We start from the raw sequence: 20,269 nt of genomic DNA on the forward strand, positions 1-20,269 counted from the left end.
CTTATTCAACTACCCTCTCGCCACGCTTACTCTTTTGGTGATGAAGCTCAAACATTTCCTGCAACCACTCGACTCTTCTTTTTCGACGCCCAAGGCCGCGCGCAAGTTGTTGCGGCTGTTCGCCCTGGCATTGGTGCTCGGCGTGTATGTGGGTGCCTATAGCTACTTACGTGCGGCGTTGAATGAGGAAATTTCGCTACGGCGCAGTTATATGAATGAGGCGATTTCCGATGCGCAGAGTTTTTTTGTCAGCCGCCAGACGCTGCTCAAAAGCCTCGGCCTGTCGACGGTTCGCCATGTCACGCCACCCGTGGGCAACCTCAATAATGTGCCGGCCGAAGAGGTGCACATCACCTTGGGCGAGGCGGGCAATATGTGGAGCCTTTGGCTGACTAGGCGCCTGCTTGATTACCTGCAGGTCAATCAGGTCAACCTGATCTACGTCGCCCAGCGTGCCGAGCCGGTGGTGGAGCGCCTGTTTACTGTTGGGGCGGCCCCGGAGAATGTGCCGCAGCCAGTATTGCAGCGGTTGATGGCGGTGGACACCGGCAAGGTCTCGGTCAGCGATGAGTTGTGGCTGACTGAGCAGAGCCGCCTGGATTCACCGCTATACATCTTCACCCGCCTCGACGACCGTAGCCCCACGTCGGGTTGGCTCGGGCTGGAGGTGGACGGCCCGGACCTGATCAACGCCCTGCAGCATGAAAAAGCCGGGGACTTCATGTTGCTTGATGGTGCCGGGCAGCTGATTTTCAGCAGCACGCCTCATCAACCGTCGGCTGCGCAGGTGCTGCGCCAGTATCACGCCACGGCCAGCTTTGGTTGGGAAGGCAGCCGCTGGCTGCCGGATCGCTTGGCCATTCGCAAGCACCTGGGTTACTCCCAGTGGCAGATCGTCTACAGCCTGGAGCTGAGTTCACTGTTGCCCAGCCTGGCCATGCCGTTGCTGCTGTGCCTGCTGTTGTGCGCAGTGGCCAGCTTGTTGATGGTGCGGTTGGTGCGGCGCATCGATCAGCGTTTGATTATCCCGGCAGCCAATCGCATCGAAGCGCTGGTGGAGAGTGAGGCATTCAGCAGTGCGGTGATTCGCATCGCGCCAGTGGCCTTGTGCGTGCTGCGCCGCAGCGACGGCGAGGTAGTGCTGGAAAACCCCCTGTCCCGGCAATGGCTGGGCAACGGCCACGAGCGCCAGCAACTGTGCCACGGCTGGATTCGCCGCGCGTTCGATGAGTCGGAACAAAGCAGCACCGACGAGCTGCAAATGGCCGACGGTCGTCACCTGTACCTGAGTTTCGCGCCAACCCGTTACCAGCGTGAGGAGGTGCTGATCTGCGCCTTCAGCGACATCACCGAACGCAAGCAGGTGGAGTTGGCCTTGCAGCAGGCGCGCACGCTGGCGGACGCGGCGAATGAGGCCAAGACCCTGTTCCTTGCAACCATGAGCCATGAGATCCGCACGCCGTTGTATGGCGTGCTGGGCACACTGGAATTGCTTGCGCGCACCGACCTTAACAGCCAGCAGCGCGGCTACCTGAATGCCATCGAAGGCTCGTCGGCGAACTTGCTGCAAATGATCTGCGATGTGCTGGACGTGTCGAAAATCGAGGCGGGGCAACTGTCCCTTGAGTTCAGCACGTTCTCACCGATCGAGTTGGTGCAGGAAGTGATCCAGGGCTACGCAGGCGCCGCCCAAAGCAAGGGCCTGCAGTTGTTCGCCTGCCTCGACCCGCAGTTGCCCGACCGCGTGCGCGGGGATGTCACACGCATCCGCCAGATCCTGAATAACCTGCTGAACAACGCGCTGAAATTCACCGAAAGCGGCCGGATTGTCTTGCGTCTGCGCCTGGAAAGCCGTGAAGGCGAGCGCACGATGTTGCAGTGGCAGGTAGTCGACACCGGCAAGGGCATCGCCGAGGAAGACCAGCGGTACCTGTTCGAGCCGTTCTTCCAGGCCAGCGGCAATGCGAATGTGGTCGCCGGCAGTGGCCTTGGCCTGTCGATCTGCAAGCGCCTGATGCACTTGATGAACGGCACCTTGCGGGTGGTCAGCGAGCCAGGCCTGGGCAGCAGCTTTTCCTTCACCTTGCCGCTGGAGCAAGTCAACGACGACGACCGGGCTCCTTGGGCGCAACCGCTGCTCGGCGAGCGGGTGTATGTGGTGTCGCCGGTGCGTGAGCTGGCAGAAAGTGTCGGCGGCTGGTTGCGCCGCTGGGGCGCGCGGGCGCAGCTCGGTGCGCCGGAGTCTGCCGAGGCCGATCCCGGCGCGGTGCTGGTCGAGCTGTATCCGGGCCCGACCGAGCCCGACCAGTTGCTGCATTGGTCCGGGCCGCGGGTGATGGCCGCGGTCGACGAGCATGGCGCTTATCCCTGGCAGATCGGCCTGAACAACCTGCAGGCGCTCAACCGTGCGGTCAGCCGCGCCCAGGGCAGCGAAGAGTTGTTGTCGCCGAGGATCTGCGAGAAGCCCACTGAGTTCAGCCTCAACCTGCGCCTGCTGGTGGCCGAAGACAACCTGATCAACCAGTTGATCCTGCGCGACCAGTTGGAAGAGCTCGGCTGCAGCGTGGTGCTGGCCGGCGACGGCATTGAAGCGCTGTCACTGTGGGGCGATACCGCGTTCGACATGATTCTCACCGACGTCAACATGCCGCGCATGAACGGCTATGAGCTCACCGAGCAACTGCGTCGCCTGGGTTGCTCACTGCCGATCATCGGGGCCACCGCCAACGCGATGCTCGACGAAGCCGAGCGCTGCCTGAACGCTGGCATGGATCATTGCCTGGTCAAGCCGTTCACCCTGCGCGCCCTCTACCAGTGCCTGCACCGCTATCAGAGGAGGGTGCTTTGAGCGCCTATCGCGTACTCATCGTGGAAGACCATCCTTTCCAGCATGAGTACTTGATCAACGTCTTCCAGGCCATCGGCGGGTTTGACGTCGATGTGGTCTGGGATGGCGCCGCCGCGCTGCAACGCCTGGCCCGCCAGCGCTACGATCTGCTGCTCAGCGACTTGATGATGCCGGGAATGGACGGCGTGCAACTCATCCAGCAACTGGCGCGGATGCACGCGCCGCCCGCGTTGGCGCTGATGAGCGTGGCCTCGCGGCGCATGCTGGTGGGCGCCGGGCAGGTGGCCGGGAATCTTGGCTTGACCGTCGCCGGGCTGATCTCCAAGCCGGTGCGCGAACGCGAGGTGCGCACCCTGCGCGATTGCCTCGACAAACTCGCCGAGCGGGCGCGTACGCCGTGTTGCCACCGGGGCGTCAGTCACGCTCGCGAGAACCTGGTGCGCGCCTTGGCCAACGGTGAGATCCAGGCCTGGTTCCAGCCGAAAAAATCCCTGCATGACGGGCGGATCGTCGGCGCCGAAGCCCTGGCGCGCTGGGTACACCCGGAGGAAGGATTATTGATGCCCGGCGTGTTTCTCGACGAAATCGAGCGCCTTGGCCTGGAAACCCGGCTGCTCACCTGCATCCTGGGCCAGGCTCTCAGCGCCCAGGCGCAGTGGGCGCAACTGGGTTACCGGCTGCCGGTGTCGATCAACCTGCCCACGCATTTGCTCGACCAGAGCGACCTGGTCGACCGCCTGCTCGCCCAAGTGCAAAGTCGCGACGCCGAACCCCGGCAAATCACCTTCGAATTGATGGAAAGCTCCACCACACAGTTGCCCAGTAACTACTACGCTGGAGCATGTCGCTTGCGCATGATGGGCTTTGGGTTGGCGCAGGATGACTTCGGCAAGGGGTTCAGTTCCTACTTCAACCTGGTGTCGACGCCGTTTAACGAGGTCAAGATCGACCGGTCACTGGTGCATGGCTGTGCCGAGAACGAAAGCCTGGCGTCGGCCTTGCAAAGCATTGTCGAGCTGGGCCGCAAACTCGGGCTGACCACCATCGCCGAGGGCGCCGAGACCCAGGCGGAGCTGGCGGTGTTGCGGCGTATCCGCTGCGATCAGGTGCAGGGTTTCTTGATCTCCCACGCCGTGGCGGCGGAAAAATTCAGCGCCCTGTTAATCGAGGATGGCCCTGCGCCAGCACTTATGTGAGTGGCCAGGGTCACACAGTCAAGAAGCCCGAAGGAAGGGTCGCCCGGTCAGCCGGGCGTTATTGGCCAATGCCGGGATCAAGCATAGGCCCAACGTCCTGATTCAGGCTTCTGCGGTACTGACGATGAAACATGCAAGTCTGCGCCTGGACAAGCTGGCGCAAAGCTCTCAACGCCTGAACAAAGCCCTGTTATTGCTCACGGGGCTCGCTTTGTTGCTGTCCAGCAGTTGCTATTGGGCGGTATCGCGGTTGCTCGACGCCGAGCAGGAAAAGGTCGAGTTCCACTTCGCCCGCGTGGTGGAGATTATCCATGAGCACGAGGCGTTCCTGCGCAACGTGGCCAGCGGCTACAACCGCAGCAACGCACCGCCGCTGCCGTCGGTGCTGTCGACCTCGGTGATGGAGTTGCAGCACGATGCCGGGCAAGTGGTAGTGCAGGCCAAGGGGTTTGCCTTGTCGCTGCCGTTTACCTTGTCCCACGCCGAGACGTTCTCTGCGGATGACACGCGCCGGGCGCTGGCATTTGGCGTGCAACTGACCGACTACTATGGCGGCTATTGGGCGAGCTCGTTTTACGCCTCGCCGCAAATGTTCGTGTTCACCCCCAATGATGTCGCTAGCCTGGCCGTGCCCGGTGTGGGCGGTCTGCGCCAGCATCAACCGTTGCTGCGCGAACAGTACCGCGACGTGGTGAGCCGCTTGCACCAACTGCAACAGAGTCAACGCCCGTTGCTGAACGACAGTCGCGTGCGCTGGATGCGTGCGCCACCGAAGCTGTATCAGAACAGTCGTAGTGTGGTCGCGATGATCGGCCTCGACGCGCCCGCGGCCGTGTTACCGGCCAATCAGCCCCAGGGCCTGCTGACCCTGGCGGTGGTGGTGGACACCTCGCAGGTCGATGAATTCGAGCGGGTGCTCAGGCTCTCGGTCTACAACCAGTTCACCCTGATCTCGCCCCTGGGCGATGTGTTGCTCGGCAGCCTCGGCGATGAACAGATGGCGCCGCTGGGCCTGAGCTTCAACAGCCAGGGCTTGCGTTTCAAGATGCTCAGCGAGGGCGGCGAGCACTGGACCGGCCTGTACGCCATCAGCTATCAGGACTTTCTGCGCTATGCCAAATGGCCGCTGCTGGGCCTCGGCCTGACGTTTTTGGCGGCCGTGCTGCTGGGCTGGTGGATCAACCATTGGTACAAGACCCGCATCGTCAGCCCCGCGCAGCGCGCCCAGGAACGCTTGTTCGAGAGCGAGGCGTTCAACCGCATCATGCTGCACAACGCCCCGGTGGGCTTGTGCGTGGTGCGCCGCAGCGATCACCAGTTGCTCCTCGAAAACCAGCGTGCCTTGCAACTGCGCGGCACCGCACCCTTGCTCGCCGTGCTCAAGACCAACGATGGCCCGCAGACGCCAGGCGAGATGTGCCTGGCGGTCGAAGGGCGTTATTTGCAAGTCGTGGTGGTGGCGGCACGTTACGAGGGCGAGGACGTGTTCCTCTGCGGCTGCAACGACATCACCCGGCACGTGGACGAAGCCCAGTTGCTGACCCAGGCGCGCCAGGAAGCGACCGAAGCGAATGAGGCCAAGACTGTGTTCCTGGCAACCATGAGCCATGAAATACGCACCCCGTTGTACGGCGTGCTCGGCAACCTGGAACTGATGGCCCTGACCGACATGAGTGAGCGTCAGCGCCACTACCTGGAGATTATCCAGGGCTCGTCTACCGTGCTGTTCCAGTTGATCAGCAACGTACTGGATGTATCGAAAATCGAATCCGGGCAAATGGCCGTGGAAGCGGCGCCGTTCAGCCCGAGCCAGTTGGTGGAAGAATCGGTGTTGGCATTCAGCGCGACCGCGCGCAACAAAGGCTTGCAGATTGATGCCGAAATCGACTCGCAGTTGCCGCCGCAACTGCTCGGCGACGCTGGCCGCATCCGGCAGATCCTGCATAACCTGCTGGGGAATGCGATCAAGTTCACCGATTCGGGGCGCGTGCGTTTGCGCCTGACGGTGCAGCAACTGCTTGAGGATGAGGTGACCCTGCAATGGCAGGTCACCGATACCGGCGTGGGCATTCCGGAAAAAGCGCTGGACCAGTTGTTCAAGCCGTTTTATCAGGTGGCGGGTGGGCAGGATGGTAATGGCGCCGGCCTTGGCCTGTCGATCTGCTCGCGCTTGAGTGAGTTGATGGGCGGCAGCATGCGCGTGGTCAGCGAACCGGGGTTGGGCAGCAGTTTTTCGTTGTTCATCACCTTGCCGATACTCGAGGAAACCTTGCCCTACGCGGTGCAACCGTCAATGCCCCTGTGCCTGGACGCCCCGTGTTTGAACGTGCGCGTACTGGTAGCCGAAGACAACCCGGTCAGCCAGGCCGTGCTGCAAGAGCAGCTCGAAGCCCTCGGTGCCCATCCCACCGTAGCGCGTGACGGTGAGCACGCCCTGCAAATCTGGGGCTCGCAGCCATTCGATTTGGTGATCACCGACATCAACATGCCGCGCCTCAACGGCTACGACCTGGCCCGCGCGCTGCGTGAACAAGGTGTGCAGGTGCCGATTATCGGCGTCACCGCCAATGCCCTGCGCGAGGAGGGCGAGCGCTGCCTGGCGGTGGGCATGAACGCGTGGGTGGTCAAGCCGCTGAGCCTGAGCATGCTGCGCCAGGCGTTGATGGCGCACTGCCGGCGGGCCACGGCCTTGCCGGTGGTGCAGGTGGACCGGGATCGCGAAGGCTGGATCGAGCTGTCCGCGGCCATGCGCCAATTGATGGCCGATACGTTGCTGGTGGATGTGCAGCAGATCGAACGAGGCCTGTCGACCGGTGATGCCACCCTCGTGCGTGAGCGCCTGCACAGCCTTAACGGCGCGCTGGCCAGCGTGCGTGCCGGAGAACTGTCCAGCGCCTGCCAGGAATGGGAGAACGCGCTGTACGACGCGCCGCTGGATACCCACGCCACCACTCGGATCCGGGGCTTGTGCGCACGGTTGACGGCGGTGGCGCAGTGCTTGCTCGCAGAGTCGCAAACCTGATGAATGCCCACTACAAGGAAGATAAAAAATGCGAGAAATGAACGTTGTGATCGCCGATGACCACCCGATCGTGCTGGTGGGCGTACGCGAAATCGTACAGCGTGATTCGCGCTACAGCCTGGTGGGCGAAGCGGTCAGTTCCAGTCAACTGATCGAGCAGTTGCGCAAGCACCGGCCGCAAGTCCTGATCACCGATTTCAACATGCCGGGTGACGACACCTATGGCGATGGGTTGAAGCTGATCGAGTACATCCTGCGTCACTTTCCCGCGACCCAGGTGCTGGTGCTGACCATGATTTCCAACAGCCTGATTCTCACGCGTTTGCAGGAGCTGGGCGTGGCCGGGGTGATCCAGAAAAACCACCTGCACGGCGAGATCGAAAAAGCCCTCGGCGCGATCAGTGCCCAGCGCAGTTACCGCGCACCGGAGCCCGCCGCGACTTCGGTCTTGGCCAATGTGACCCAGGTGCAGGCGCGCTTCCAGAGTCTGTCGCCACGGGAGATGGAAGTGCTGCGTTTATTCGTGACGGGCATGAGCGTGAGCGATATCGCGCGGCAGTTGAGCCGCAGCAACAAGACCGTCAGCGCGCAGAAGATTTCGGCCATGCGCAAGCTGGAGGTGGACAGTGACCAGGCGCTGCTGACCTATTGCATCGAAGCCCGGCAGTTTCAGTAATCAGCGGTACGTCATCTGCATCAACAGGGTGGCTTTGTAGCTACCCGCTTCGGGCAGCTCGCCCAGGGACACGGGCTTGACGCGCAGGGTCAGCGCCAACGGTTCGTCTTCTACCGGCCAGGTGCTGGTTTGGCCCAGGCCGATCCCCGGCTTGTCGGTCTTGTCACGCAATTGCACCTGCAACCCCAGGGATGGGAGAGTGGTGAGCAACACCGGGTTGACGGTGATAGCCCGGGCCATGTTCGCCGACAAACTCAGCTCGACCTGGACGCCCGCCTGACAGTCGAAGACCAGCGGCACGTCGGTGGCGACGGCGCTGTCGTCGGCCAACTGGCTCAGGTTGGCCTTGCCCAGGTCCACCTGTTGCGTATTCGGAAACCTCGCGGTGCACGGCGGCGCGGTCAGCTTGCCGCTGATGTCGATCTGCGCTTCATCCGCCGCTTGCGCGAGGGCGGTGCCGGCCATGGCCAGCAGTATCCAGGCGAGCGCTTTCATAGGTAATTGAGGGTCATGACCATCGACGAGGTGAACGCGCCGGGCGCCAGCGTGCCGCGTTCGACCAGTTGCGCCTTGAGGCTGATATCCACGTCGCCGCTGAGGTTGGTGTATTTCTTGACGGTGCCATTGAGGTTTGCCGCCGTGTTGTCCGCCCACAGCAACGACACACCGAGGTTATCCGCCGTGGTCTTGGCCACGGTGGAGGTGTAGGTGCCGTAATTGGACGTGAAGCTGACGTTGAGCGAAGAACCCGACGAGCACTTCAAGCGTACCGGCACTTCCACAGTGCCGGTGGTCGCCACCTGGTCAGTACGCACGTCGCCAAATGCGGCGGTCAGGGTGGTGCCGGTACTCAGCACGCACGGTGGGCGGGTGAGGGTGCCGCTGACGGTGATATTCACCACGTCGGCAGCGTGAGCGGTGCTGCTGAGCAGCACCAGGGCGAGCAGCGGAGTTTTCATGGCAAGGCCCTCATTGATAGTCGATGTTCAGCGTGTATTGGCTCTGAAACGCACCCGTCGGCGATTGCCCGGCCGCCAGTTGTGGCTTGAAGCTCAGGTTTACGTCATTGCTGCCCACGCCTAACTGCATAAAGCGCGGGGTAGTGAAGTTCACCGGGTTCAGGGTGTCGGTCCACAGCGCCTGCATGTTCAAACCTGCCAGTGAGGTGCGTGTCACGCCGGTGGTGGCGTTGACTACCGCCTGGTTGGGCAGCAGGTAGACGTTGGCGCGCATCGCGGACTTGCAGTTGATCGACACAGTGGTCGATTGCATCTGGTTGCTGAGGTCGGCGTTACTGATGGAGCCAAAGCGCAGGTCGACGCTGCCGGGTGAACTCAGGCTGCACGCCGGTGGAACGACGGTGTATTGAAATAGTGTTTGCATGAACCACTCGCCATAACCCAGCCAGTTTTGCGAGGTCACGCCCAGCGCTACAGCTACAAATCGTGTACCTGCTGTTCGGGGCGCAGTGCCCACCAGAATGTAGCGGTAAGGCACCACGGTATTCAGGGGCAGAGGCCGGCAATAGCCACCCAGGCAATTGTTACTGTATTGGCCAATGGGCAGATTGGATAAGTAGATGTTGTGATACGGGTCGGTCAATCTCAACGGGGCTTGATCCGGGCCGCTCAGGTAATTGACTTGCGAATTTAAGCCGGCGGAATAGGGGAATGCACGGCGAACGGTGCACGTACCCTCGTAGACGATTCTGATCGCCTGACCGGGCGTAAAAGTGTAACCGCCGCTCGGAAAACCCGGCACTGTGCAGTTGAGATTCCCTTCGACCAACGCGTGCGCCTGTTGTGACAGGCAGCTCAATACTGCGCACAACAGCGCAAGCATCAGCCGTCCACGTACCTTATGTGTTGCTTTAACGATCATGTCAGGAATCCTTGGCACCCGACCCACCGGCCGCGCGCTCACATTGAATATTCATTTGGGTGATGCCGCCCTCGGCAGGCTCTGTTTCGTCCAGCTTCAATTCGCGGCTGCACCACGGCTGGCCGTCGACGCTGACCAACAACCGCGCCTCGGGCGGCACGCCGGTCAGGAACGCGCGGCCTTTGTCGGCTACCAGGGTGTTGCCCAAGGCACGGCCGTCCGGCGCGAACAGTTCGGCGCGGGCGGCAAAGGGCGCTGCTTCGCCCCGCGTGTCGCTGATGCGAAACAGGATGCGTTGGCCGCGCCGGGTGTCGAAGTCCGCCAGCACAAAGGCACCACGGTTTGGCGTGACTTCCTGCACCGGCTCGGCAATGTCGACGTCAGACGGCATTGACTGGGTGTCCAGCGACACGCGGTTTTTGCGATAGGGCAGGGCCTGTGGCACCACGGTGTAGCCATTGCTGTTGGTGCGCACACCGCGCTTGTTGCTGATGCCCACGTCGGCGGCGCCCGGTGTGGCGACGATCACATTGGTTTCGCCCAATGGCTGGCTGAACATCAGGTTGGTGTCATACGCCACCACCGAACCTTCGACGCCCATGTCCAGTTGGCGGCTGCCACTGGTCTCGTTATAGGCGCCGCGCACAATTGCGTTGGGCGCGTCGTATTGCGCGGCGAAGGTGCCGCCGGTCTGGCGTTGCGCGCCGCTGACTTGCTGCGACACGCCCGCGCTGTAGGCCAGCGTATCGTCCTCGAACGCGTTGCCGCTCAGGGTCGCGGTGCGTGATGCCGAGCCACGCGCGCTCTGGTTCATGTTGGCCGTAACGCGCTGGCTGCGCGTGCCGCCCAGGGGCATGCTGATGCTCAGAGACAGGCTGCGATCGTCGCTGTTGGCGCCTTTGTTCAGGCCCAGCCCAAGGGAGTAGGAAATGTCCCCGACGCTCGCGCTGTATCCCAGTTGGATCGAGGTGTCGGCCTTGCTCTTGTCCCAGTAGGCGGTTTTCGACACGTTGGCGTACACCCCGCCGTAGCCGCCCAATTGCTGCGACACGTTGGCGGTAAAGTTGCTTTTCATGTGGCCGCTGCGGTACGTGTCCAGGGTTTGCTCGGTGCTGCGGCTGTTCAGCGCTTCGTTGAACGAGTAGTAGCCGCCGGTGGAGTAGCGGTAGCCGATCAGGCTGAAGTTGGTGTCGGTGGCCGCCAGGGACTTGGAATAGCGAAAGCGAAACGACTGGCCGCTGGACGTGGTTTTCTCCCGGCCCATGGCGTCGCTGCGGGCGTGGGTCACGTCCACCGAGATCGCGCCAAAGCCGGCAAAGTCGTGGGCAAAACCTAGCAGGCCGGCGTTGTATTGGTCGCTGATCAGGCTGCCGCCAAACAGCGTGGTGCCACCGCTCAAACCACGCCGCAGGGAGGCCTGGATAAAGGTGGGCGTGTCCTGCGCAAAAGACGATTGCGCCGGGCGGTACTGGCCGGCGAACACCGAATAGCTTTGCTGGCCTTCTCGCAGCATGTAGGGCACCGCCGAGAACGATTGGGTGTAGACCTGGCGCTGGCCATCCGGGCCTTCCACCGTGACTTCGATGTCGCCGTTGCTGGCGGTGGGGTACAGGTCGGTCAAGGCGAACGGCCCGGACGGCACCCATTGCTCATGGATCACATAACCACGCTGGCGGATGATCACCCGCGAGCGGCCATTGGCAATACCGCGAATCACCGGGGCGAATTCGCGGGCCTGGTCGGGCAGCATGTCCAGGTCCGAGGCGATGCCCAGCCCGCGATAGGGGATGGCGTCAAACAGGTCGCCTTCGGTGGTGGAATCGCCCAGGGTGGCGATCGCCATCATGTTGCCCATGTCGCGCTGGGCATAGGTTTCCAGCGACTCCCAGCGCCCGGGCGTGGTGCTGCCTTTTTGCCAGGTGGAAAAATTGCGCAGGCGCCAGGCCCCGGCATTCACGCCGCTGCGCAGGCTGCCGAACTGGTCCTGGCGGCGGCCGGTATCGGACTCCACGGTGCTGCCGGTGAAGGTGTAGTTGGTGAAGGCCACCTGTTCGCCGTTACTCCATTGCCGACGGCGCACTTCAAAAGGGATGCTGCCCAGGTAGGCCTGTGGGATTTCAATCGACAGGATCTGGCGGTTGAAGTCGTAGTCGTAGCTCACGCCGGCCAGGCCCTGATCGAACGCAATGCAGGTGGGGTCGGCGTCGGTGCGGTTTTGCAGGGCCGTGTCGGCCACGCCCTGGGCGCGGAAGAACTCGACATCCAGGCAGGGGAACAGGCCGGTGCTCGAGCGTTCCTGGGTGCCAGTGGCGCGGATGAAGCGCACATCACGCTGTTCGATCGAGCGCTGGTTGAGCTGGATATCCACCCGGTAAATCCCCGGCAACTGGCCGTCGCTCATGGCGCTGACCTGTTGTTTCACAGCGGCCGAACTCTGCCCGCCGCCGATTTCGAGAAACGACGCATCGAACTCGTAGCCGGCGTGTGCGGGGGCCAAGTGCAAGGCGGCGGCGGCCACGAGCGGGCAGCCGAAAGCCTTCACGGCGCAACGGCGCATGAATGGGAATGAACGGAGCATGGTCGTTCCTGAAAAGGCGTTCCGGGGTTGTCGCGTGGGTATCAGTGAATGCGGATGACGGGGGCGGTCACGATGCTGCCGTAGTCATCGATGTAGCTCAGTTGCACTTCATCGCCGGCCTTTGCCTGGATCGGCAGCTCACGCGCTTCGCCTGGGCGCAGCACATCCGGCGCCTGGGTGATCGGCAGGCCGTTGAGCTTCAGTTCGCTGACCACCACGTGCAGCTTGGAGGCGTTATTGACGGCCAATGCACCCGCTTGGGCCTTCCAGTTCACTTGCGCCACCGCGTCCTTGAGCGAACCTTTGAGGCCGGCCGGGCGGTAGAACAGTTTGATCGTGGTCTTGAGCGCGATCTGCAGCACGTTCTTGCCTTTTTGATCGTCGCTCATGGCCGGGATTGCCTTGACGTTCATCAGGAACAGGCTTTCGCGGTCCTGGGGCACCTCGGGGCCACCGGTAAAAATGATGCGCAGGATGTTTTCCTTGTCGGCATCCAGGCGGAACAGCGGCGGCGTGACGATAAAATTATCGACGCTTTCCTCGTTGCCACTGCCGAAGTGGCTGACCCAGGACTGCACGAGGTAAGGCGAGGTGTCGTCGCGGTTGCTGACGGTCAGGTTGGCTTCGTTGGAAGCGCCGTCGTAGATCAGCCGCGTGGCGCCGACGGTGACGGCGGCATTGGCGGCGCTGTGCCAGAGCGGCAGCAGGGCGAGCAGAAGATAGACTTTCAAACGCATGACAGGGGACCTCCGAAAGCCCGCGGGCCGGCGCGCAAACGCCAGGCCCACGGTGTTGACGAGCAATTACTTGTAGGTAACGTCGAAGCTGGCCAGCGCGTGCACCTGACCGGTGCTGATGCCGGAGGTGGTCACCGCGTCGTCGCCTTCACCGGTGGTGGTGTCGGCGACGGTGCGCACGTAGGCAGCGGTGAAGTCGAAGGTATTGGACTGTGCACGCAGGTCGTAATCGGCGGTCGGCGTGTTCAGTGGCAGCTTGTTGCCGTTACGGGAGTCGGTGATCTGGATCGCGATACCGCGCACCTGGTTTTCACCGGTCAGGCCCAGCAATGTCGGGTCGCTGGCGTCTTGCTGGCCGCTGAAGGTGATCGCGACGTTTTTACGGGTCGCGGTGCTGCAGTTATCCAGGCTGATGGAAAACGGCTTGGCTTTATCGGTGAGCACCGAACCCACGGTGGGCGCGAAGTCAGCGATGCGCACCGGGTCCAGGGTCACCGACTTGTTCACGTCGCCGGTGGTGATGGTGCAGGCGTTATCGGTGACGGAACCGGTGAATTCGATCTGCCCGTCCGCCGCCTGTGCGGTGCCGGCCAGCAACCAGCAAGCGCCGCAGGCGAGGGTGAGTTGGCTCAGTTTGTTCAGCATTGCAGTGCCTCTTTTAAGAGAAGGAAGGTTGTCTGCCTACCCGTCAGGTAAGCCAATCCATAGTGCAATGCTGTGATTTAGAGGCACATGAGACGGATCTTAAAAACTGGCGAACTGATGGCCGCCCGACCGGTGAGTCCATATAAGGCGCCGAGCATGATATTCTGCGCGCCATCTTGGTCTAGTCTCTATCGGGTACGTACATCCGTATACGTCCCGGCGGTTGGCTGTCGCCCAGGTAGCTGAAGCCAATAATGATAAGAAGTCAGCGCAGAAGGGACATAAAAGTGAGGTCGATACGTCGGCCTTGTGTGCCCACCCTGCGGTCCCCGAATGAATGTGCAAACCCCGCGGTGCGTTGCCTGGCGCAGCGTGATTGAGGGTTGCCCATGATCAGGGGCGGTGGGGCGGATGGCGTTTTATCATAGGTGCTACTGATGTTTAAAAAAGTAAACACTGCCCTGCTGGGGCTGGCTTTGTCGATGGGGATCACTTCCGTTCACGCGGAAGAGGCAAAGAAAGTCGATGTGCTGCTGATCGGCGGCGGCATCATGAGTGCAACCCTGGGTGTGTGGCTTAATGAGCTGCAACCGGATTGGTCGATGGAGATGGTCGAGCGCCTCGATGGCGTGGCCGAAGAAAGCTCCAACGGCTGGAACAACGCCGGTACCGGTCACTCGGCTTTGGCTGAGCTGAACTACACCCCGGAAGACAAGAACGGCAACGTGGAAATCCCGAAAGCGGTCGAGATCAACGAAGCGTTCCAGATCTCCCGTCAGTTCTGGTCCTGGCAGGTTCAGCAGGGCGTCCTGAAGAACCCGCGTTCGTTCATCAACTCCACTCCGCACATGAGCTTCGTGTGGGGCGATGACAACATCAAGTTCCTGAAGAAGCGTTACGAAGCGCTGCAAGCGAGCCCGCTGTTCGCCGGCATGCAGTACTCCGAAGACCCGGTTCAGATCAAGAAGTGGGTCCCGCTGATGATGGAAGGGCGTGACCCGAACCAGAAAATCGCGGCCACCTGGACCCCGATCGGTACGGACGTGAACTTCGGCGAGATCACCCGCCAGTTCGTCGCTCACCTGCAAACCACGCCGAAGTTCGACCTGAAACTGTCGAGCGAAGTGCAGGACATCACCAAGAACGCCGACGGTTCGTGGCGCGTCAGCTACAAGAACCTGAAAGACGGCACCAAGACTGAAACCGACGCCAAGTTCGTATTCATCGGCGCGGGCGGCGGTGCACTGCACCTGCTGCAGAAGTCGGGCATTCCTGAAGCCAAGGAATACGCGGGCTTCCCTGTTGGCGGTTCGTTCCTGGTGACCGATAACGCAACGATTGCCGAGCAGCACCTGGCCAAGGCCTACGGTAAAGCTTCCGTTGGCGCACCGCCGATGTCGGTTCCGCACCTGGACACCCGCGTGCTGGATGGCAAGCGCGTGATTCTGTTTGGCCCATTCGCGACCTTCTCGACCAAGTTCCTGAAAGAAGGCTCGTACCTGGACCTGCTGACCAGCACCACCACCCACAACATCTGGCCAATGACCAAAGTCGGTATCCGCGAATACCCACTGGTCGAGTACCTCGCTGGCCAACTGATGCTGTCGGATGACGACCGCTTCAAGGCGCTGCAAGAGTACTTCCCGAACGCCAAGAAAGAAGACTGGCGCCTGTGGCAAGCCGGTCAGCGTGTGCAGATCATCAAGCGTGACGAAGAGCAGGGCGGCGTCCTGAAACTCGGTACCGAAGTGGTCAGCTCGGCTGACAACACCATTGCAGGCCTGTTGGGTGCATCGCCAGGCGCTTCCACCGCGGCTCCGATCATGCTGACCGTGCTGCAGAAAGTGTTCAAGGAACAGGTTGCTTCGCCGGCCTGGCAGGAAAAGCTGCACCAGATCGTGCCTAGCTACGGCACCAAGCTGAACGACAGCCCGGAAGCTGTGGCTAAAGAATGGGCCTACACCGCCAACATTCTGCAGCTGACGCCTCCGCCAGCGATTCCGCAACTGACTGCTCCAAAAGCCACCGAGGCTGCCAAGCCTGCGGCTGAGCCGAGCAAGCCAGCTTCTGACATCGCGCTGTAAGACGTTGGCGAGGTCCTGATTCAGGATCAACCCGATGTAAAAAAAGCCCGCTGAACCGGTAACGGTCAGCGGGCTTTTTGCAGGTGTTACCAGCGCGCGGGCAACTCGACCTGGCGCTCTGCAGCTGCCAACGCTGCCTTCAGTCCCGCTTTATCCAGAGGTATGCAGTACGCCGGCTTGGCGCGTTCAAACCGCCAGCTCTCATCCAGCCCACCGGCATCTACGGCGTCGAAGCCGATCTCGTCCAGCAGGGCGATGACTTGTGCCTTGGCTGCCGGGTCATCCGCTGCGACCGGGAGCGCACGTCGGTCCGGCGCACCGCGGGTGCGGGCGTCCTGAGTCAGGTCCGGCGCCAGGATGGCATTGAACACTTTCACTACATTCGACTGCGACAGATGCTCGGCCACCAATCGGCTGGTAGTGGTTTCGAAACGGTCGAGCACGGGAATATGGCCGTCGCGATTCGGGTAGTAGTTATTGGCATCCATCACGGTTTTGCCCTCCAGCCATTGCGCCGGCACGCTGCGGTAATGCTCGAACGGAATGGCCAGCAGCACCAATTCGCCAAATTGCGCCGCCTCTTGCGCGGTGCCCACTTGAACCCCACGAATGCCACTCAGCACGCTGCTCATGGACTGCGGGCCACGGGAGTTGCTCAACATCACTTCATGGCCGGCGGCCAACGCCAATTGCGCAACAGCGCGTCCGATAAAGCCTGCTCCGATGATGCCAATTTTCATGTCGGTGCTCCTTGGTTGAGAGAGTCGTTATGATGATTGGCTACTGGATGAGGATAAATGGCCGTTCTGGTCTGAGTGTTGTTACTGGGAGTGGTGAATGATGGATCGCCTTTCAAGCATGAGTGCCTTTGTGATGGCTGCCGAGCTGGGGTCCTACGCCCGGGCCGCCGAGCGCCTGGAAATGTCGCCACAGATGGTGGCCAAGCATGTGGCGGCCCTGGAGCAGCGCCTGGGCGCACGCTTGCTCAACCGCACCACGCGCCGGCAAAGCCTGACGGAGCTGGGAAGCGCGTACTACGAGCGTTGCAAACATATCCTGACGGAAGCAGAGGCGGCGGACTCCCTCGCGCAGATCATGAACGACACGCCACGGGGCAAGCTCAAGGTCAGCGCTCCCGTGACCTTTGGCTCCTACAGCCTGATGCCACTGGTGACCGAATTTTTACGCGACAACCCCGAGGTGGAAATCGACCTGCACCTGACCGACCGGTTTGTCGACCTGGTGGAGGAGGGCTACGAGGTGGCGTTTCGCATCGGCCCGCTGGCGAACAGCAGCCTTACCGCCAGGCCGCTGCAGCCCTACCGCCTGGTGGTCTGCGCGTCCCCGGAATACCTGGCCGAGCGAGGCACGCCACTCACGCCCGCAGACCTTGAACACCACGAGTGCCTGGGATACGCCTACTGGTCACGCCCGGCTGATCGCGAATGGTCGTTCTACCAAGGCTCCACCCTGCACAAGGCCCCGGTTGCCAGCCGCCTGCACGTGAATGAAAGCCGGGCGTTGATGACTGCGGCGCTGGATGGTTTTGGGATTGTCCTGGGGCCAGAAGATTTTTTACGTTCGGCCCTGAAGCGTGGCGAACTGGTGCGCTTGCTGCCAGAGTTTGAAGCGCCCAGCCGGCAGATGCATCTGTTGTACACCGCGAACCGCCAGCGCACCGCCAAGCTGCGGAAATTTGTCGACGCGGTGCTACTGCGTTTCGGTCCGCCTTGATCCAAGGTCAGTTTTTCTTTACCTACCGTCCACCCGTGGGTTCAGCAAGCTGACAGTTGGCACCTGCTAAAAAGTCTTATAGCCAAGCAGGAGCGCGGCTGGAACAAGGGGGCATTTTTTTACCGATATAAACGCTGGGCGGTGACGCCCGAGGATTCTGTATGTTGTTACGTTATGCGGCATTGGCGGCTCTGGTCGTCGCGGCTTCCGGGTGTGTAGAGGAGCGGGTCGTGCATGATCGACGACCGGTGCAGCGTGAATATGTAGAAGTCGTCGCACCGCAACCGCCGCCGGTGCAGGTCATCGAGGTCGAGCCGGAAGGGCGGCCAGGTTATTTGTGGTCGCGCGGTTACTGGCGTTGGGAAGGCGGACGCTATGTGGCAGTCCGCGGCCACTGGGAGCCGGTGCGACCGGGTTATCGTTACGTTCACCCGCATTGGGAGCAGCGTAATGATGGCTATCACTGGCAAGGCGGCGGTTGGGTTCGCTGACCGTTTTCCAATGGCTTAAATCGGCTTCTGTGTACCCAGAAGCCGAACTTCCCTGAGCAGCGCCGCGCCTAACTGGCCGGTGCCAAGCTCTTTGTAACCTACAGCTTTAACATCGCCATTCTCTTCCGCCTGGATGAGGATCACCGGTGTTTCCTTGCCGGTGCCTTCGTCGATATGCATGGCGTACTGCGGGATATCCAGCTTGATCGGCGTGCCTGCCGCCTTGCCCTTCACATTGATCAGAAACGCCGCACAACCGCTGTCCACATCCTGACTGGTAGCGGAACGGCCGCTGACGAAGCAGGTGTCGGGCAGGTCGGGCCAGGTGATGGCTTCGGCGAGGGCGAGGGAGGGCATCAGCGTCAGGAAAAGTAGCGGAAGTTTGCGCACTTTGGTTCTTCCAGATTTGGGTCAGTCGTCATGCATATGACGGGGATAGGCCAAAGGTTTTTTGTTCATTGACCAGGTGCCTTGGGCAAACTTTTGGATGCGCTGAGTAGCGCCAGGCGGTAAAAAGATAGCCCAACCGCTTTCTTCCCGGCATCGAATACTGCTGCTCAAAGAGATACAACATATGACCGACCGCCACCTCATCATCCCTACCTCCATGCACCCCATCGTCGAACGCGCCGGCTACGTCCCGGCCGTAAAAGTCGGCAAGACCCTGTACTGCGCCGGGCAGGTCGGTCGCACGGAGAACCTGGAAGTCATCACCGACCCCGAGGCGCAATTCATCGCAGCCTGGGAGAGCCTGCGGCTGGTGTTGGAGGAGGGTGGGTGCACCTTCGAAGACGTGGTCGACATGACCACCTACCACGTGAACCTGAGTGAACACATGGCGGTTTTCCGTGAAGTGAAAAACCGCGTGTTCCCCCGAGGGTTGTGCGCCTGGACGGTCATTGGCGTATCAGAACTGGCCAATCCAGGCTTGCTGCTGGAGATCAAGTGCGTAGCGGTTCAGCGCTGACTCACTGCACCACGCGGTAGCACGGTACGTAGGCGGCGCCGCCTGGCAGTTTCATCCGGTGCTGCTCCACAAACGCCTTCAGCAACTCGTCCAGCGGCTTCATGATCGCCGGGTCGCCATGGATCTCATACGGCCCGTTCTGTTCGATCAGGCGGATGCCCTTGTCCTTGACGTTGCCCGCCACAATCCCCGAGAACGCTCGGCGCAGGTTGGCCGCCAGTTCATGGGGCGGCAGGGCGTGGCTCAGTTGCAGGCTGGCCATGTTGGCGTGGGTCGGGTCGAACGGGCGCTGGAAGCCTTCGTCGATCTTCAGCAGCCAGTTGAAGTGGAACGCGTCATTGCGCTCGCGGCGGAACTGTTTGACCGCTTTCAAGCCGGCGGTCATTTGCCGCGCCACTTCAGCCGGGTCGTCGATGATGATTTGGTAGTGGGCCTGAGCCGCTTCGCCGAGGGTTGCGCCGACAAACGCGTGCAGCTGTTGCAGGTACGGCGCGGCGTGTTTCGGCCCGGTGAGGATCACCGGGAATGGCACGTCGTGGTTGTCCGGGTGCATCAGGATGCCCAGCAGGTACAGGAACTCTTCGGCAGTGCCGGCGCCGCCCGGGAAGATGATGATGCCATGGCCGACGCGCACGAAGGCTTCCAGGCGCTTTTCGATGTCCGGCAAAATCACCAGCTCATTGACGATAGGGTTCGGCGCCTCGGCGGCGATGATCCCAGGCTCGGTCAGGCCCAGGTAGCGCCCGCCGGTAATGCGTTGCTTGGCGTGGGAAATGGTCGCGCCCTTCATCGGGCCTTTCATCACGCCGGGGCCGCAGCCGGTGCACACGTCGAGGCTGCGCAGGCCGAGTTCGTGGCCGACTTTCTTGGTGTATTTGTATTCTTCGGTATTGATCGAGTGCCCGCCCCAGCACACCACGATCTTCGGCTCCACGCCCGGGCGCAGGGTGCGGGCGTTGCGCAGCAGGTGGAACACGTAGTCGGTGATGCCCTGGGAGCTGCTCAGGTCGATGCGCTGGCTGTCCAGTTCGTTTTCGGTGTAGACGATGTCACGCAGGGCGCTGAACAGCATTTCCCGGGTGCTGGCAATCATTTCGCCATCGACGAAAGCGTCAGCCGGAGCGTTCAACAGTTCCAGGCGCACGCCACGGTCCTGCTGGTGGATGCGCACTTCGAAATCTTTATAGGCGTCGAGGATGGTCTTGGCGTTGTCGATGTGCGCGCCGGTGTTGAGAATGGCCAGGGCGCATTGACGGAAGAGGGTATAGATGCTGCCGGTACCGGCTTCGCTCAGTTGCTGGACTTCACGTTGCGACAGCGTTTCAAGGCTGCCTTTAGGGCTTACGGAGGCATTGATGACTTGTCTTTGGGGCATTCTGATTCCCTGAAAGCACGGCCACCGGACCATGC

General features: G+C 61.7%; 17 protein-coding genes. 8 read left to right on the forward strand and 9 right to left on the reverse strand.

Annotation, left to right across the window (positions count from 1 at the left end; translation table 11 throughout):
• Positions 1-40: 40 nt before the first annotated feature.
• The 4 genes from D109_RS0113000 (at position 41) to D109_RS0113015 (ending at position 7,742) form a co-directional block, all read left to right on the forward strand.
• Complete coding sequence (locus D109_RS0113000; RefSeq protein ID WP_017477278.1) at positions 41-2,848, forward strand: ATP-binding protein; 2,808 nt, start codon at positions 41-43, stop codon at positions 2,846-2,848.
• Positions 2,845-4,044: an EAL domain-containing protein gene (locus D109_RS0113005; protein ID WP_017477279.1), complete on the forward strand. Its 1,200-nt coding sequence runs from the start codon at positions 2,845-2,847 to the stop codon at positions 4,042-4,044. The genes D109_RS0113000 and D109_RS0113005 overlap by 4 nt, the downstream gene beginning before the upstream one ends.
• 124 nt (positions 4,045-4,168) lie before the next feature.
• Positions 4,169-7,066, forward strand: a complete 2,898-nt coding sequence (locus tag D109_RS0113010) for an ATP-binding protein (protein ID WP_026077932.1) — start codon at positions 4,169-4,171, stop codon at positions 7,064-7,066.
• Positions 7,067-7,094: 28 nt separating this feature from the next.
• Positions 7,095-7,742, forward strand: coding sequence for a response regulator (locus D109_RS0113015; protein WP_017477281.1), 648 nt, complete (start codon positions 7,095-7,097; stop codon positions 7,740-7,742).
• Here the strand turns inward: D109_RS0113015 and D109_RS0113020 are convergent, their stop codons facing one another.
• The 6 genes from D109_RS0113020 to D109_RS0113045 all read right to left on the reverse strand — a co-directional run bounded on the left by D109_RS0113020 (position 7,743) and on the right by D109_RS0113045 (position 13,583).
• Positions 7,743-8,237: a fimbrial protein gene (locus D109_RS0113020; protein ID WP_017477282.1), complete on the reverse strand. Its 495-nt coding sequence runs from the start codon at positions 8,235-8,237 to the stop codon at positions 7,743-7,745.
• Positions 8,234-8,701 carry a fimbrial protein gene (locus D109_RS0113025; protein ID WP_017477283.1) on the reverse strand — a complete coding sequence of 156 codons (468 nt, stop codon included), beginning with the start codon at positions 8,699-8,701 and terminating at the stop codon, positions 8,234-8,236. Before D109_RS0113025 ends, D109_RS0113020 begins: the two co-directional genes overlap by 4 nt.
• A gap of 10 nt (positions 8,702-8,711) precedes the next feature.
• Complete coding sequence (locus tag D109_RS0113030; RefSeq protein WP_256219496.1) at positions 8,712-9,350, reverse strand: fimbrial protein; 639 nt, start codon at positions 9,348-9,350, stop codon at positions 8,712-8,714.
• Positions 9,351-9,624: 274 nt separating this feature from the next.
• Positions 9,625-12,201, reverse strand: a complete 2,577-nt coding sequence (locus D109_RS0113035; RefSeq protein WP_026077933.1) for a fimbria/pilus outer membrane usher protein — start codon at positions 12,199-12,201, stop codon at positions 9,625-9,627.
• A gap of 41 nt (positions 12,202-12,242) precedes the next feature.
• Complete coding sequence (locus D109_RS0113040; protein WP_017477286.1) at positions 12,243-12,938, reverse strand: molecular chaperone; 696 nt, start codon at positions 12,936-12,938, stop codon at positions 12,243-12,245.
• A gap of 66 nt (positions 12,939-13,004) precedes the next feature.
• Positions 13,005-13,583 carry a fimbrial protein gene (locus tag D109_RS0113045; protein WP_003218890.1) on the reverse strand — a complete coding sequence of 193 codons (579 nt, stop codon included), beginning with the start codon at positions 13,581-13,583 and terminating at the stop codon, positions 13,005-13,007.
• A 437-nt stretch (positions 13,584-14,020) separates the two neighbouring features.
• On the opposite strand from D109_RS0113045, the gene mqo reads away from it, so the two are divergent.
• Complete coding sequence (gene mqo, locus D109_RS0113050; RefSeq protein ID WP_017477287.1) at positions 14,021-15,667, forward strand: malate dehydrogenase (quinone); 1,647 nt, start codon at positions 14,021-14,023, stop codon at positions 15,665-15,667.
• 86 nt (positions 15,668-15,753) lie between these two features.
• Here the strand turns inward: mqo and D109_RS0113055 are convergent, their stop codons facing one another.
• Positions 15,754-16,407: an NADPH-dependent F420 reductase gene (locus tag D109_RS0113055; protein WP_017477288.1), complete on the reverse strand. Its 654-nt coding sequence runs from the start codon at positions 16,405-16,407 to the stop codon at positions 15,754-15,756.
• A 97-nt stretch (positions 16,408-16,504) separates the two neighbouring features.
• On the opposite strand from D109_RS0113055, the gene D109_RS0113060 reads away from it, so the two are divergent.
• The gene (locus D109_RS0113060) at positions 16,505-17,401 is read left to right on the forward strand and encodes a LysR family transcriptional regulator (RefSeq protein WP_177325516.1); all 897 of its coding nucleotides are present in this window, start codon (positions 16,505-16,507) and stop codon (positions 17,399-17,401) included.
• Positions 17,402-17,562: 161 nt separating this feature from the next.
• Complete coding sequence (locus D109_RS1000000132840; protein WP_026077934.1) at positions 17,563-17,892, forward strand: YXWGXW repeat-containing protein; 330 nt, start codon at positions 17,563-17,565, stop codon at positions 17,890-17,892.
• Positions 17,893-17,907: 15 nt separating this feature from the next.
• Here the strand turns inward: D109_RS1000000132840 and D109_RS0113070 are convergent, their stop codons facing one another.
• Positions 17,908-18,249, reverse strand: a complete 342-nt coding sequence (locus D109_RS0113070; protein ID WP_032868549.1) for a hypothetical protein — start codon at positions 18,247-18,249, stop codon at positions 17,908-17,910.
• Positions 18,250-18,466: 217 nt separating this feature from the next.
• Here D109_RS0113070 and D109_RS0113075 point away from each other — a divergent pair, with 217 nt between their 5' ends.
• The gene (locus D109_RS0113075; protein ID WP_017477292.1) at positions 18,467-18,859 is read left to right on the forward strand and encodes a RidA family protein; all 393 of its coding nucleotides are present in this window, start codon (positions 18,467-18,469) and stop codon (positions 18,857-18,859) included.
• A gap of 1 nt (position 18,860) precedes the next feature.
• On the opposite strand, the gene ppnN is transcribed toward D109_RS0113075, so the two are convergent.
• The gene (gene ppnN, locus D109_RS0113080) at positions 18,861-20,234 is read right to left on the reverse strand and encodes a nucleotide 5'-monophosphate nucleosidase PpnN (protein ID WP_017477293.1); all 1,374 of its coding nucleotides are present in this window, start codon (positions 20,232-20,234) and stop codon (positions 18,861-18,863) included.
• Positions 20,235-20,269 lie beyond the last annotated feature (35 nt).

Source organism: Pseudomonas sp. PAMC 26793, from assembly GCF_000313235.1.
Classification (GTDB): domain Bacteria; phylum Pseudomonadota; class Gammaproteobacteria; order Pseudomonadales; family Pseudomonadaceae; genus Aquipseudomonas; species Aquipseudomonas yamanorum.

Coding starts and splice junctions, on each gene's coding strand:
- D109_RS0113000 (WP_017477278.1), top strand. CDS start 41: ATGAAGCTCAAACATTTCCTGCAACCACTCGACTCTTCTTTTTCGACG.
- D109_RS0113010 (WP_026077932.1), top strand. CDS start 4,169: ATGAAACATGCAAGTCTGCGCCTGGACAAGCTGGCGCAAAGCTCTCAA.
- D109_RS0113015 (WP_017477281.1), top strand. CDS start 7,095: ATGCGAGAAATGAACGTTGTGATCGCCGATGACCACCCGATCGTGCTG.
- D109_RS0113020 (WP_017477282.1), bottom strand. CDS start 8,237: ATGAAAGCGCTCGCCTGGATACTGCTGGCCATGGCCGGCACCGCCCTC.
- D109_RS0113025 (WP_017477283.1), bottom strand. CDS start 8,701: ATGAAAACTCCGCTGCTCGCCCTGGTGCTGCTCAGCAGCACCGCTCAC.
- D109_RS0113035 (WP_026077933.1), bottom strand. CDS start 12,201: ATGCTCCGTTCATTCCCATTCATGCGCCGTTGCGCCGTGAAGGCTTTC.
- D109_RS0113040 (WP_017477286.1), bottom strand. CDS start 12,938: ATGCGTTTGAAAGTCTATCTTCTGCTCGCCCTGCTGCCGCTCTGGCAC.
- D109_RS0113045 (WP_003218890.1), bottom strand. CDS start 13,583: ATGCTGAACAAACTGAGCCAACTCACCCTCGCCTGCGGCGCTTGCTGG.
- mqo (WP_017477287.1), top strand. CDS start 14,021: ATGTTTAAAAAAGTAAACACTGCCCTGCTGGGGCTGGCTTTGTCGATG.
- D109_RS0113055 (WP_017477288.1), bottom strand. CDS start 16,407: ATGAAAATTGGCATCATCGGAGCAGGCTTTATCGGACGCGCTGTTGCG.
- D109_RS0113060 (WP_177325516.1), top strand. CDS start 16,505: ATGATGGATCGCCTTTCAAGCATGAGTGCCTTTGTGATGGCTGCCGAG.
- D109_RS1000000132840 (WP_026077934.1), top strand. CDS start 17,563: ATGTTGTTACGTTATGCGGCATTGGCGGCTCTGGTCGTCGCGGCTTCC.
- D109_RS0113070 (WP_032868549.1), bottom strand. CDS start 18,249: ATGCCCTCCCTCGCCCTCGCCGAAGCCATCACCTGGCCCGACCTGCCC.
- D109_RS0113075 (WP_017477292.1), top strand. CDS start 18,467: ATGACCGACCGCCACCTCATCATCCCTACCTCCATGCACCCCATCGTC.
- ppnN (WP_017477293.1), bottom strand. CDS start 20,234: ATGCCCCAAAGACAAGTCATCAATGCCTCCGTAAGCCCTAAAGGCAGC.